Genomic DNA, 14,374 nt, shown 5'->3' with positions numbered 1-14,374 from the left:
CGGTTTTTCTTTTTATCCGATAATGATCCGGCCTTCCGGATGACGATACAGTTTCTTCTCTTTGCGCGGACGAAGGGCATACGCGATGGTTAATGGCCCAATCCGACCTACAAACATGGTAAAGGTAATAATGATTTTTCCCCAATTGGTCAACTCATCAGTCACTCCCACAGAAAGACCCACGGTACCGATTGCGGATGCAGCTTCAAACATCAGTGAAAGGAATGGCGCATCCTCTGTCGTAAGCAGAAGCATCACCACGACCATGAATATGATCAGAGAAACCATAATAATGGTCAAAGCCCTCATCAGCAGTTCTTTCGGAACACGCTGGCGGAAAAACACAATATCCTTATTCCCCCGAATCATGGCATACACTGCACCAATCATGATCAAAAATGTAGTCGTCTTGATTCCGCCCCCGGTCGATCCAGGGGAAGCTCCGATAAACATCAGCAGAATGAAGAAGAATTGGGTAGCCTGCCTCATCTCCGTGATATCGATTGTGCTCGTTCCCGACGAACGTGTAGAGACAGACTGGAAGAAGGACGCGTAGATCTTCTCGCTCCATGTGAGTGAAGCCAGTGTATGTCCATTGGTGAATTCGAAAACAAACAAGACAATCGCTCCTATACCGATCAGCGCTCCGGATACAGACAGCACCAGTTTGGACTGAAGAGATAAACGGCGACGTTTGCGATACTCAAACAGGTCATTCAATACAACAAAACCCAGTCCACCAGAGACAACGAGCACAGAAGCGGTCACATTGAATATCCAATCTCCAGTGTAGTATTGGAAGCTGTTACCAAACAGATCAAATCCGCCGTTATTAAACAATGAAACAGAGTGGAATAATCCATAGTATACGGCCTGACCCAAAGGCATCTCTGTTGCCCAGCGCAGTGCTAATATGACAGCCGCCACCCCTTCAATGGTAAAGGAGAAAATCAACACCTTGCGGATAATGCGTACTATCCCTTCCATACTATCTGCATTAATGGCTTCTTTGAGTAATAACCTGTCCTTGAGTGAAATTCGCTTGCCCAATACAAGTGCAAAGAGAGTAGCCATGGTCATGAATCCGAGTCCACCAAGCTGCATTAATACCATAATGACGAACTGACCAAACAAATTAAAGGTCGTCCCTACATCCACAACGACAAGTCCAGTTACACATGCGGCAGAGGTTGATGTAAAGAGCGCGTCAATAAACGCCAAATGCATACCGCTTTGGTTGGAGATTGGCAACATGAGAAGCACCGTTCCAATCGCAATGATAAGCAGAAAACCACCGACCAGAATTAACGGAGGAGATAAGAATTTGGCAAAGTGAAGCCTGAACTGCATGAAGGGCACCTCTTTTAACAAAAATACGTACAGGTTAATCTAACAATTTCAAGACGCGATGCTACCCTAATGGTGTGCTGTGAGCAACGGCCTTCTGACAACTTTATTTTTAGCGTCTATGTAAACCTAAAGAGGAACTTGCCCCAGCATGATACTGAACGGCAGGTTCCTCTTCTATTATGAACGTATACTACGTTCCTTATTTAATCTTGCGTACGAGGACGCATGTGCGGGAAGAGCAGTACGTCACGAATCGACGGGGAGTTGGTAAGCAGCATGATCAGACGATCCACCCCGATTCCCAATCCGCCTGTTGGTGGCATACCATATTCGAGCGCACGGATGAAGTCGTCATCCATCTCATGAGCTTCGTCGTTCCCATGTTCTTTCTCCAGCATCTGTGCTTCAAAGCGTTGACGCTGATCGATTGGATCATTCAGCTCTGTGAAGGCATTGGCATGCTCACGTCCAACGATGAACAATTCGAAGCGATCCGTGAAGCGCGGATCTACATCATTTTTCTTCGCCAGTGGTGAGATTTCAAGAGGATGTCCCATAATGAATGTCGGTTGAATCAACGTCTCTTCCACAAACTCTTCAAAGAACGCGTTCAGAATATGACCAAATGTCATATGTTTTTCAACCGGAACCTTATGTTCCTTCGCCAGGTTATGTGCTTCCTCATCCGTCATGTGTACGGAGAAGTCTACGCCCACAACTTCCTTAACTGCATCCACCATCGTAACACGACGCCACTGCGGCGTAAGATCTACTTCATAATCTCCATACTGGATTACTTGCGTACCCAGTACTTCCTGTGCAATATGAGCTACCAGATTCTCCGTCAATTGCATAATGTCCTTGTAGTCGGCATATGCCTCATACAACTCAATCATTGTGAATTCCGGATTGTGACGTGTGGACATCCCTTCGTTCCGATATACACGGCCGATCTCATATACCTTCTCCAGTCCGCCAACAATCAGACGTTTCAGGTGAAGTTCAATCGCAATCCGCATGTACAGTTCCATATCCAGCGCATTGTGATGTGTGATGAACGGACGTGCTGCCGCTCCTCCTGCGATGGTATGCAACGTAGGTGTTTCCACTTCCAGATATCCAAGGGAATCCAGGTAACGACGCATCGATTGAATGATTTTGGAACGTGCGATAAAGGTCTGTTGTACGTCCGGGCTCATAATCAGGTCAACATAACGCTGGCGGTAACGCAGCTCTACGTCGGTGAGACCATGGAATTTATCCGGAAGCGGATAGAGCGATTTGGACAGCACTTCAAGATCTTTCACTTTGACAGAAGTTTCACCTGTTTTGGTCTTAAAGATCACACCCGTTACCCCAACGATATCGCCAAGGTCCAGCAGGCTAAATGCCGCATACTTGTCTTCAGGCACGCTATCCTGACGAACATAGATCTGGATTCTGCCGCTCAGGTCCTGAATATGTGCGAAGCTTGCTTTACCCATTCCCCGCTTCGCCATAATCCGTCCGGCAATACTGACTTCGATGTGCTTCTCTTCCAGCTCTTCCTTGGTCAGTTCTTCATACTTCTTCAGAATGGAGCCGGCTTCTTCGGTACGTACGTATTTTTGGCCAAAAGGGTCGATTCCCAATTTGCGGAGCTCGTCCAATTTGTCACGGCGAATTTGTAAAAGCTCGCTAAGTTCGGTTTCCTGATTCAAGACTTCATCCGTCATGATCTGTATTCATCTCCTTATTTACATTGCAGGCATCGTGAAAGGACGTTTTTCCTCTAATGTTGAAAAAGCTTCCCTAAGGAAGCTTTTGTTTACCGTGCCCAACTGCTTCGTTGCTATAGCTTTTTAATGTCCATAATTTTATATTGAATTACGCCAGCAGGTACACTTACATCAACAACTGTACCTTTTTTCTTGCCGAGAATCGCTTTACCTACAGGGCTCTCGTTCGATATCTTGTTCTGAAGCGGGTCTGCCTCCGCGGTACCTACAATCGTATATTCCGTGATGTCGCCAAACTCCAAATCTTCTACAGTGACGGTTGCACCCACACTTACGGCATCGGTATCAATCTCGTCGCTGTTAATAATCCGCGCGTTACGAAGCAATTTCTCCAACGTGATTACACGTCCTTCAATGAAAGCTTGCTCATTCTTCGCGTCTTCGTATTCAGAGTTTTCACTGATATCTCCATACCCGATGGCTACCTTAATCCGTTCAGCCACTTCGCGGCGCTTCACTGATTTCAATGTTTCCAATTCTTCTTCCAGCTTCTTGAGTCCTTCTGGTGTAAGGATAACTTCCTTGTCGCTCATCTCAACCGATTCTCCTGTCATGGGAATAAATTTGATTGTACGGCAACGGAATCAGTGCTTGTTACAGAGCTCCGCTCGCATACATCTTCAAAACTATATGAAGTTCTCCAGAGAAATAGAATATTCCTCCTGATGCTATAGCCTTATTAACGCACATGGCGAATTTATACTGAGAAATTATAGGGGAACGATCTCGAAAAGTCAATGTTACGTCCCCTATAGGTGTAAACGTTTTACAGATGCGTTTTATAATTAAGATGCATTTCCGGCGATTACCGGTTCTGACTCCAAATTACCTTCGCTTTTCAGCTGACTCACAAAGTTCTCCAGAATTTGTACCATCTCGTCCCGCTTGGTTCCTTCCATAATAACGTCCTTGATGCGGGCAGATCCTTTCAAACCTTTCAAATACCAAGCCAGATGTTTGCGCATCTCGCGTACGGCAACTGTCTCATTCTTCAATGCGATCAGGCGATCCATATGCAGGATGGCAACACGGATCTTCTCTTCGCCATTCGGGTCAGGAAGCAATTCCCCCGTGCTTAAGTATTGAATGGTACGATACAGCATCCATGGGTTACCCAGTGCGGCACGACCGATCATAACTCCGTCACAACCCGTTTCATCCAGCATACGGCGTGCATCCTCTGGTGTATGGACATCACCATTGCCGATCACTGGGATAGACACAGCTTCTTTTACATCTTTGATATGTGACCAGTCAGCTGTGCCTGTATAGAGTTGCTCACGGGTACGGCCGTGTACACTTACCGCCTGTCCACCAGCACGTTCAACCGCGAGCGCATTCTCCACCGCGAAGATATGCTCGTTATCCCAGCCGATACGCATCTTGACCGTCACCGGCTTCTCCACCGCGTCCACAACAGCGGATACCATCTCATAGATTTTGTTCGGATCAAGCAACCAACGTGCACCAGCATCACATTTCGTTACCTTTGGCACAGGGCATCCCATGTTAATGTCGATGATGTCTGCATTGGTTTCTTGGTCCACGATTTTGGCTGCTTCTACGAGGGAATCACGATCTCCCCCAAAAATCTGAAGGCTCAGCGGTTTCTCACGCTCATCTACAAACAACATCTCACGTGTACGCTGGTTGCCATGGACAATGGCTTTGCCACTCACCATCTCCGCGCATACGAGGCCTGTTCCGAATTCTTTTGCGATCAAACGAAAAGCCGGATTACATACGCCAGCCATCGGCGCAAGTACGACCTGGTTTTTCATTTCAATGCCACCAATGTTAAGCACGGTAGTCGTTCCACTCCTTTTTTAATTCTGTATATATCACGATGTAAAGTTCGATCAGTGTCTTGGTTGTTGTAACATGGCGAAACCGAAACGGTCCTAGTTGCCCCGCAACTCCTCGATACTGATTGCCAGCACACCAGCAATTCGATCGAGCTCTTGCTGTGATACCTTACGGTTCCCCCGTTCAATGGTTCCCAGAATGGCCAGCGAGATGCCGGTCTCGGCCGCAAGTTCATGTTGTGTTAAACCTTTCAGCTTCCGGAATGCCCGGATTCGATTGGCCAATTGCATGTTTTCCAAAGCTGTATTCCATCCTTTCCATCCAGTACAGACAACGATGAGTGTACAAAGGTATACAAACCTGAAGTCTCGCCCTCCGGTACGATATCCGACAGTGGGACTAGCACAAAAGCCCGTTCTCCCATGCGGGGATGAGGCAATTGAAGCAATTCGGTATCTCGCGTCTCACCTTGCATCCAGAGCAGATCCAGATCAACGGTGCGCGGTCCCCAGCGAATATCACGAACACGGCCGAGCCGATTCTCGATATCCAGTAATTCTGTAAGCAACTGCTCCGGTGTCAGCATCACCTGTACGGCGACTGCCATATTCAGAAACGCAGGCTGATCTACATATCCTACAGGTTCCGTCTCATATAGCGCTGAACAACGCAGAACGGATATATGAGGGTGTTCATCCAGCAAAGACAATGCCTCAAACAACGTCTGTTCCCGGTCCCCCAAATTGGCCCCTAAAGCAATATAAGCCTCTGAAGATTCAGAGGTCGAATGTGCAATCATGATCGGTTCTCACTTTCTTGTGCGGCGAAGCTCTACCGTTACGCCCCCAAAATGAATATCGAATGGCGGATGTGGCTTCGTCACCTTGACTGTCAATGCATTGATAATAGTATAAGTGTCTAGTAAAGAAGATGCAATATGTTCGCCCAAAGCTTCAATTAACTGGAATGATTTATTCTCTACAATCTGTTTTACCAGCTCATGGATCTCCGCATAATTGATCGTTTTGGTCAGATCATCGTTACGCCCAGCCTCACCCAGGTCCATGTCAATCTCCAGATCAATATAATAACGTGCCCCTAGCTTCCGCTCCTCGGCAAATACACCGTGATATCCGTAATACTCCATTCGATGCATAACCATTCTATCCATACGATCCGCCTGCCCTCTATATATATTGAAATTTTTATCTATTTGAAGATATCCCTTTGCTTTGCCTTTGAAAAACGCTACGCTTCCACTGGACGGGTCACTCGGGACCCGCCAGCATTATTTCCTCCGTAGACCCGGAGAAGCATACAACATGGCATCACACATGTCTGCCGTCCGCCGAATCGGCTTCACATCATGAACCCGAACCATTTGGCAGCCTTGGGCAATGCCAAATGCAACGGTCGCAGCGGTTCCTTCCAGCGCATCATCCGCCCCGACAACCAGGGTGTTCTGGATGAATCGTTTACGTGAGGTGGCTAGCAGAACGGGATATCCCATTTCATTGAGCAAACCGAGCGATGACATGAGCTTCAGATTTTCTCCGAGATCCTTCACAAAACCAATACCCGGGTCCAGGATAATCTGATCTGCTTTCACGCCGGCTGTTAACGCAATTTGTATACTCTCCTGCAAATCGCTCACGACATCGCTCAGATAATCGGTGTAATTCCGATCCTGCCGATTATGCATGAGAATGATGGGACACCCCAGCTCTGCTGCCGTGCGGGCCATAACTGGATCTGCCTTGGCACCCCACACATCATTAATAATATGAGCACCTGCCAGAATAGCCTGACGTGCAACCTCGGCCTTATACGTGTCTACCGATATCGGAATGTGTGGGGCTTGCTGATGCAATGCCTCAATAACCGGAATGATCCGGCTAAGCTCTTCATCGGCGCCCACGACATCTGAACCTGGACGGGTAGACTCCCCGCCGATATCAATCAGGTCCGCCCCATCCTCCATCATCTGCTTGGCATGGGCAACCGCCCGTTCCACGTTGGTATAATGTCCTCCATCCGAGAACGAGTCAGGCGTGACGTTAAGAATGCCCATAATCTGTGTTCTTGTACCCAGCTTCAACTCAGCTGGCCCCCATGTATAGTTCCGTTCATAGATGACAGGTGTAAGTGTCATGAAGTATACCCCGCTTTCTGCCGGTACATACCCAGAAGGACTGCTGTAACCGGGCCAATATGTCCGTTGCTAATTATCGTTTCGGCTCCGTCCTGATCCCGCAGAGTTGTCACCGGAACCAGTTCGGCCACCGAGCCTGTTAGAAATATTTCATCTGCTTGCAGGAGATCCTCCCAGGCAGCTAACGTTTCTATACAGTGGATTCCTTGCTGCGAGGCAATCTCCAGTACCCAAGCTCTCGTGATGCCCGGCAGAATGCCGGTTGAGAGTGCTGGCGTGTAAAGGACATTTTCCCGTACCCAAAACACATTGCTGACGATCCCTTCCGCTATATGACCATCCCGGGTTAATTGTAACCCTTCCGCACCCAGCACATGCTGCCCGTACCCGTTCAGCTCCCGTTTCGCCAGAATGCTGTTCAAGTAATGTAGCGACTTGAACCGAACTTCTCCTTCGGGCGTGTTGCGAGGTGTAGACAACCGTTGGAGCATTTTTCCGCTCTCATATAAAGAAGGAGAAGGTTCAGGTAATGCTTTTGCCAGTAAAATATGATTTGGCTTCGAATAATCACCAGAAGGTAAGCCTAGCGGTGCTTCACCGGCTGATACCGTGTATCGCACATACGCATCCCGAAGTCCGTTCGCATCCATCAAACGTTGGATCCAATCTGTCACCTCTGCCGCGGTCTTTGTAAAAGGAATGCCAATTTCCTTACACCCCGAGGCCATGCGCTCCAGATGCCGTTCCAAAAGATATGGGACACCTCGATAAGTCCGGAACGTCTCAAACAGGCCCAGCCCGTACAAAAAGCCGTGATCCGTTACAGGAACCACGGCCGCCGCCATATTGACCAACTCTCCATTTATCGCGGCATATTGCATGTTATACCTTCACTTGTTGGGACAAAAAGTTACGAAGCATCTGATGACCATGGTCTGTAATAATGGATTCCGGGTGGAATTGAACACCTTCAATCGCATATTCTTTATGGCGCAGACCCATAATTTCACCTTCAGCTGTCTCCGCTGTAATCTCCAGGCAGTCAGGCAAGCTGCTGCGCTCGACAATCAGGGAGTGGTAACGGGTAGCTGTAAATGGAGATGGCAATCCGGCAAATACCGATGTTCCATTGTGGTGCATCTCGGATGTTTTGCCGTGCATCATGCGCTCCGCACGAATGACATTGCCGCCAAACGCTTGTCCAATGGACTGATGACCCAGACAAACACCAAAGATCGGAATGCTTCCCTTGAAATGATCGATGACTGCCAGGCTAATGCCTGCTTCATTCGGTGTACACGGGCCCGGAGAGATCAGAATATGATCAGGTGCCAGTGCCTCTATGCCTGCCAGATCAATCTCGTCGTTGCGGCGAACTTCCACCGTCTCACCCAGTTCACCCAAATATTGAACCAGGTTGTACGTGAAGGAATCGTAATTATCGATAACCAGTATCATATGCCTGCTCCTCCTCATCTTCCGTCAACACAAGTGACGGTTGCTTCGTTTTATTTTAGTTTAACAACTTCTGTTCGCTCCGCTTGTTCTTGTTCAATAGCTCTGCTTGCTTCTGCTTCTTCGCTGTAATTCACAGCTCTCATCATCGCTCTTGCCTTGTTGCGACATTCCTTGTATTCCCGATATGGATCTGAATCAATAACAATCCCTGCCCCGGCCTGTACATAACCAATACCGTCCTTAATGGCAAGCGTACGAATGACGATGTTCAATTCCATATTTCCACTGTAATCCATCCACCCGATGGAACCCGTATAAGGCCCACGCCGCACTGGCTCAAGTTCCTCGATAATCTCCATAGTGCGGACTTTTGGCGCTCCTGTAATCGTTCCACCCGGGAATGTCGCAGCGATCACATCAAATACGGATAACCCTTCTGCCAGCCTGCCTTCCACCTGGGAAACGAGATGCATGACATGGGAATACTTCTCGATGGTCATCAATTCAGGCACATGAACCGAACCGTAAGCTGCAATCCGTCCGATATCATTACGTTCCAGATCGACAAGCATAATATGCTCCGCCCGTTCCTTCTCACTACTCAGCAGTTCATCCGCCATCGCCTTATCCTCTGCCTCATCACGGCCCCTTCTTCGGGTTCCTGCGATGGGACGTGCACTGACTTTCCCGTTCTCCACTTTGACCAGAAGTTCGGGAGATCCGCTTACCAGTTGAAAGTCTGGACTACGCAAGATACCCATATACGGTGATGGATTCACAAGGCGCAGCCATTCATAAATATGCTCTGCGCTCGAATGAAGCCGCTTTTCCTGTCTCAAGGACAGATTCACCTGGAACACATCGCCCTGTCTGATATATTCCTGTACCGTACGTACAGCTTGTTCAAAGTCCTCTTGGGGAAAGGATGTCTCCCATCCTTCGGATTCTCTTTCCGCATCTTCAGGCTGCGGTGTACGATTGACCTGCTTGTTGCGACGTTCCAGTGCCTGTTGTTGTTCCTCGGCCTGTGCAGCCCCCATAATATGAAGCCAACGTTTCTGCATCGCTGTCGCTCGTACTTCGGCCGTTGCATACAGGCTACGGATATCCGTTTCGTTCCGGTTAGGCTCTATAGCCAGATGAACCATGCAGAAAAGCGCCTGCTGCTCATGGTCATACGCCCATAGTTCTTCAAAGCGCATCCACCAATAATCCGGCAGACCCGGGTTATCTTCAGCCAAGACTGGAAGCTTCTCCAATGATCTTGCTACATCGTAGCTGAGATAACCCGCGTATCCACCCCCAAAGTCTGGAGCCACATTAACCTTGGGTGCGCTATACGGGGCAGTCCATCTCTTCAATACATCAAGTGGCTTGCCGCTGTCCGTCGAGGTGGTTCCTTGTGTCACATCATGAATAACCGCTTCTTGACCTTTACCTGAAATTACGGATACGGGGTCTAACCCCAGAAATGTATATCTCCCGCCTTTGCCATTCTCCAACACAATTGCGTATGGTGACGCCTGCTCCCAGGCTGCCTCCCACGATAACGGTAAACCGCCATGATACGGTCCCTCATCCGACTTCGTGATATAGGGCATCATGGTCCAGCCTTGTTCAGCCCACTCCATCCAGTCGGCGTATGTTGTCATCAGGTGTGTCATTGCGGTGTGCCGCCCTCCATCTGTCGCTAGTTCTATTGTCTGATAGTATACTAAAGCGCCGCTTCTTTTAAAAGCATTACGCCAAAAATCCTCCATACCCGTCATACGGGCAAGGAGGATTGGTTTTGTCATTTGTAGACTTAGCCTTCGAAGTTGTAAAGAGGTGTGCTGAGGTAACGTTCGCCGTTACTTGGCACGATTACGACAACGCGCTTGCCTTCACCCAACTGTTTCGCTACCTGAAGACCTGCACGGATCGCCGCACCGGAAGAAATACCAGACAGAATGCCCTCTTCCTTCGCTACCTGACGAGCCGTCTCGAATGCATCATCATTCTCAATGTGAATGATCTCATCATAGATTTCCTGATCCAGAATCTCAGGGATAAAGTTGGCACCAATCCCCTGGATCTTATGTGGTCCTGGTTTGCCGCCCGCCAGAATTGGCGAAGCTGCTGGCTCAACCGCAACAATTTTAATACCAGCGAAAGCTTCTTTCAGCACTTCGCCTGTACCTGTAATTGTTCCACCTGTACCGATTCCTGCAACGAAAGCATCCAACGTACCGCCTACAGATTGAATTGCTTCAACAATCTCAGGGCCAGTCGTTTCACGGTGGATCTTCACGTTGGCTTTATTTTTAAATTGCTCAGCCATGAAATAGGAAGGGTTTTCTTTCAGCAGCTCTTCGGCTTTTTTAACAGCACCATTCATACCTTCAGCTCCAGGTGTAAGCACAAGCTCAGCACCATACGCACGAAGCAAGTTACGACGCTCCAAGCTCATCGTCTCAGGCATTACAATAACGGACTTGTAGCCTTTGGCTGCAGCCACCATCGCGAGTCCAATTCCCGTGTTACCACTTGTTGCTTCAATAATGGTATCACCCGGTTTCAGCTTGCCTTCTTTTTCCGCTTCTTCCACAATGCTAATTGCGATACGGTCTTTCACGCTTGAACCTGGATTCTGGTACTCCAGCTTCACGAATACTTCAGCACTGCCTTCAGGTACGATACGGTTCAGACGAACAAGTGGAGTACCTCCGATGAGTTCTGTTACGTTATTAACTACTTTAGCCATATGAATGCCCTCCTTAGTGGATGAATAAAACTTAAGTCCTGTTAACCTATACTGTGCGGCCGGTAGCCTCTAGCTGTTATAGAAGAACTGCGGAAATCCTGTTGATCCCATCCCTTACTGCTAAGATTTCTAGACAGGGCGGAGGTTTCCGAAAGTTTCTTTGTTCATAAATAAATCTTTTATATCCGAGTAAACGAGTAGGTATTTATTATTTTCATCTTATCAACGTTAACCCTTATTGTCAATATGAGTACTCAAAAAAATACTCTGCCTTTGGCCCTAAGACCGCAGACAGAGTATTTTTATCAAGATGCAGCAGTACGATACAATCTTCTCCATTGAATTCAGGAGGCAGGAATCTCGGACAGGATTACGGCTTCATACTTGTTACGCAGCATTTGCTCTACCTGCGGCAACGGATCAGCCTGACTCAGAGCCAGTTGCATTCGAATCTCCTCACGGACCTCTTCGGCCGACTTCACTTGGCGTTCTTCTTTATCATTAAGTCTTATAATAACATAACCTTCTTCCACTCGAACCGGTCCGGCAATATCGCCTACATCCAGCCCCGCAGCAAGTTGAAGGATTTCTTCTGACTGGAATGGATCATTCCGCTCAATCCATCCCAGCCTGCCACCAGCATCACGAGAGAAGCTGTCCGTCGATTGACTGCGAGCAGCTTCTTCAAAGTCTTGTCCCTTCTCCAACGCATCCAGTAAGGAATCGGCTTCACCTTCTTCTTTCACTACGATGATGGACAAGTCATATTTCTCGGGGGAAACGTAATCCTCACGGTGTTCAGTCCAGTAATGCTCAATATCTGCATCCTTGATCTGTATGCCAATCGTTGCGATTTTCTCAAGCAGCAGCCTGTAGCCGGCTTCCAATTCAAGTTCCTGTTTTGACAGGCCCAATTGAGACTTCATTTCGTCAAAATATGATTTCTCTGAATCGTACCCATCCATCGCGGCGGCAAGTTCTCTTGCAATCTCTTGGGGAGTGACGATCAGCTTGCGTTCAATTGCTTCGGCAAATACTGCTTTACGGTTTAACATCTGGAGTAATAACTCACTGCCGTAACGTCGTTTCAGCGCATCGGTCCACTCTTTGTCCGTGATAACTTCTCCGTTGATCGTCGCTACGGCGCTTCCTTCTTCCGTATTGGCATCATGGGATGCATCTGCCTCGTCTTTGCCCTGTCTGAGACCATGCATAGCCATCACTGTACCCATGACCAGCATGCCTAACGTCAAGACAATTACAGCCGTCCACAACCCTTTTTCCTGTCTTGTCATTCCGCATCCCGTCCCCGCATAGATCAGTTCTTGGCTTGCTCTAGGATGGTCTCAAGTTGTTCTTTGTTAAAGTCATAGGCTTCATTACAGAATTGGCAGACCACTTCAGCCTGGCCCTCTTCTTCAATTAGTTGCTCCATCTCCGTTTGGCCCAGGCTGATCAGCGTCTTCTCTACTCGCTCACGTGAACACTCACAGCTAAAATGAATATCCAGTCCTTCCATCACTTGTACATCTGGCAACAATCGGCGAAGCAACTCTTCCAACTCAAGCCCCTGCTCCAGCAAAGTCGTCACTGGCGGCAACGTACTAATGGCATTTTCGATCGCCGTGATCTCTGGATCTGTCAATCCCGGCAACAGCTGCATAATGAATCCACCTGAGACAATAACGGAATTATCCGTATCAACGAGCACACCAACGCCTACAGCAGAAGGTGTTTGCTCCGATTGCGCAAAGTAGTACGTGAAGTCTTCGCCCAGTTCTCCTGAAATAATAGGCACACTGCCACGATATGGTTCCTTCAGTCCCAAATCCTTCGTTATGTTGATGAAACCTTCCGTTCCAACCGCGCCTGCAACGTCCAGTTTTCCCACACTATTACTTGGCAAATGTACATGCGGATTAGAAACATATCCTCGTACTTCGCCTTTCGCATTGGCATCAGCTACAATCTGTCCAATGGGCCCATCACCGTTGACTTGTACCGTTAACTTCTCTTCACCTTTGAGCATTGCACCCATAATGGCTGCTGTTGTAACCGTACGCCCCATGGCAGCTGTAGCCGTGGGAAACGTATCGTGTCTTCTGCGTAGTTCCTCAACCAGTTCCGTAGTCTGGATAGCAAAGGCTCTTACCTTTCCATTCATTGCTGTACCACGAATTAACCGGTCATGCTTGTTGTTGTTTTCCAAGTCATTCAGCCTCCTTTGGCGTATCGCCATAATAGTTGTAACACAGAAAAAACGGCACAACACTTAAGCTGTAATCTCAGCCCGCTGTATGCCGTCTCTATGCTCACCTTTCCCGGTTCCGCTCATATATAATACGCAGCCCTTCAAGCGTAAGCAGCGGATCAACTTCTTCTATACTACGGGTTTCTTCTGCGATAAGTGTAGCGAGACCACCCGTCGCGATAACTCGGGGCTTCGCTCCCATCTCCTCGCGAATACGTTCTACAATACCATCTACCTGGCCTGCATAGCCAAATATAATACCCGCTTGCATGGCATGAATAGTATTACGGCCAATGACCTTTTTAGGTTTCTCCAGCTCTATACGAGGCAACTTGGATGCCCGCTCATAGAGCGCTTCAGTGGCAATCTGAATGCCAGGTACAATAGCTCCCCCCAGATAGTGGCCTTTCTCGTCAATACAGTCAAAGGTCGTTGCAGTACCGAAATCCACCACGACGAGAGGGCCGCCATACTTCTCAACGGCTGCCACTGCATTAACAATACGATCTGCACCCACTTCACGAGGGTTCTCGTATCGCAGATTCAGGCCAGTTTTGATACCAGGTCCAACGAGCAAAGCTTTTTTGCCTACATACTTCTCACACATCGCTTCGATTACATTCACCAGTGGCGGAACCACAGATGAGATGATGACACCTTCGATGTCACTTGCCCTGATGCCGGACATATGAAATAAATTATAAATCAATACGCCGTATTCATCCACTGTTGACTGACGTGATGTACTCAGACGAAAGTGGTGCAGCAATTCCCGGCCTTGATATACGCCGAGCACCATATTGCTGTTCCCCACGTCTACAACTAGAATCAAAGAG

General features: G+C 48.2%; 15 protein-coding genes. All 15 read right to left on the bottom strand.

Annotated elements, in window-relative coordinates:
• Positions 1-12 precede the first annotated feature (12 nt).
• A complete protein-coding gene (locus tag ACETMN_RS00400; RefSeq protein WP_091018301.1) occupies positions 13-1,350 on the bottom strand; it encodes a TrkH family potassium uptake protein in 1,338 nt (445 codons plus the stop codon).
• Between the two features lie 203 nt (positions 1,351-1,553).
• Positions 1,554-3,065 carry a lysine--tRNA ligase gene (gene lysS, locus ACETMN_RS00395; RefSeq protein WP_047844500.1) on the bottom strand — a complete coding sequence of 504 codons (1,512 nt, stop codon included), beginning with the start codon at positions 3,063-3,065 and terminating at the stop codon, positions 1,554-1,556.
• 116 nt (positions 3,066-3,181) lie between these two features.
• The gene (greA, locus tag ACETMN_RS00390; RefSeq protein ID WP_036606099.1) at positions 3,182-3,661 is read right to left on the bottom strand and encodes a transcription elongation factor GreA; all 480 of its coding nucleotides are present in this window, start codon (positions 3,659-3,661) and stop codon (positions 3,182-3,184) included.
• A 252-nt stretch (positions 3,662-3,913) separates the two neighbouring features.
• Positions 3,914-4,933, bottom strand: coding sequence for a tRNA dihydrouridine synthase DusB (gene dusB / locus ACETMN_RS00385; protein WP_091018303.1), 1,020 nt, complete (start codon positions 4,931-4,933; stop codon positions 3,914-3,916).
• Between the two features lie 96 nt (positions 4,934-5,029).
• Positions 5,030-5,224, bottom strand: a complete 195-nt coding sequence (locus tag ACETMN_RS00380; protein ID WP_036668438.1) for a helix-turn-helix domain-containing protein — start codon at positions 5,222-5,224, stop codon at positions 5,030-5,032.
• Positions 5,185-5,733 carry a 2-amino-4-hydroxy-6-hydroxymethyldihydropteridine diphosphokinase gene (gene folK, locus ACETMN_RS00375; protein WP_091018305.1) on the bottom strand — a complete coding sequence of 183 codons (549 nt, stop codon included), beginning with the start codon at positions 5,731-5,733 and terminating at the stop codon, positions 5,185-5,187. The genes ACETMN_RS00380 and folK overlap by 40 nt, the downstream gene beginning before the upstream one ends.
• Positions 5,734-5,742: 9 nt before the next feature.
• Entirely contained in the window at positions 5,743-6,105 is a 363-nt protein-coding gene (folB, locus tag ACETMN_RS00370) for a dihydroneopterin aldolase (RefSeq protein WP_053778905.1), read from the bottom strand.
• A gap of 117 nt (positions 6,106-6,222) precedes the next feature.
• Complete coding sequence (gene folP, locus ACETMN_RS00365) at positions 6,223-7,086, bottom strand: dihydropteroate synthase (protein WP_091018307.1); 864 nt, start codon at positions 7,084-7,086, stop codon at positions 6,223-6,225.
• A complete protein-coding gene (locus ACETMN_RS00360) occupies positions 7,083-7,967 on the bottom strand; it encodes an aminotransferase class IV (RefSeq protein WP_091018309.1) in 885 nt (294 codons plus the stop codon). Before ACETMN_RS00360 ends, folP begins: the two co-directional genes overlap by 4 nt.
• A gap of 1 nt (position 7,968) precedes the next feature.
• Positions 7,969-8,544, bottom strand: coding sequence for an aminodeoxychorismate/anthranilate synthase component II (gene pabA / locus ACETMN_RS00355; RefSeq protein WP_036606106.1), 576 nt, complete (start codon positions 8,542-8,544; stop codon positions 7,969-7,971).
• A gap of 50 nt (positions 8,545-8,594) precedes the next feature.
• Positions 8,595-10,208, bottom strand: a complete 1,614-nt coding sequence (locus tag ACETMN_RS00350) for an anthranilate synthase component I family protein (protein WP_091018310.1) — start codon at positions 10,206-10,208, stop codon at positions 8,595-8,597.
• A 140-nt stretch (positions 10,209-10,348) separates the two neighbouring features.
• On the bottom strand, positions 10,349-11,287 hold the full coding sequence (gene cysK, locus ACETMN_RS00345) for a cysteine synthase A (protein ID WP_036668448.1): 939 nt from the start codon (positions 11,285-11,287) through the stop codon (positions 10,349-10,351).
• A gap of 344 nt (positions 11,288-11,631) precedes the next feature.
• Positions 11,632-12,582 carry a peptidyl-prolyl cis-trans isomerase gene (locus tag ACETMN_RS00340; RefSeq protein ID WP_091018312.1) on the bottom strand — a complete coding sequence of 317 codons (951 nt, stop codon included), beginning with the start codon at positions 12,580-12,582 and terminating at the stop codon, positions 11,632-11,634.
• A 23-nt stretch (positions 12,583-12,605) separates the two neighbouring features.
• Positions 12,606-13,526 carry an Hsp33 family molecular chaperone HslO gene (hslO, locus tag ACETMN_RS00335; RefSeq protein WP_047844508.1) on the bottom strand — a complete coding sequence of 307 codons (921 nt, stop codon included), beginning with the start codon at positions 13,524-13,526 and terminating at the stop codon, positions 12,606-12,608.
• A 73-nt stretch (positions 13,527-13,599) separates the two neighbouring features.
• Positions 13,600-14,370 (bottom strand): type III pantothenate kinase, encoded by a 771-nt coding sequence (locus tag ACETMN_RS00330; protein WP_026081372.1) that lies wholly within the window; start codon positions 14,368-14,370, stop codon positions 13,600-13,602.
• Positions 14,371-14,374: the final 4 nt, after the last annotated feature.

It is taken from the genome of Paenibacillus sp. M2 (genome assembly GCF_046713495.1).
In the GTDB taxonomy this organism is placed as follows: domain Bacteria; phylum Bacillota; class Bacilli; order Paenibacillales; family Paenibacillaceae; genus Paenibacillus; species Paenibacillus amylolyticus_B.
Note: the sequence above shows the minus strand (reverse complement) of the source record. Positions and strands in the feature narration are given on the sequence as shown.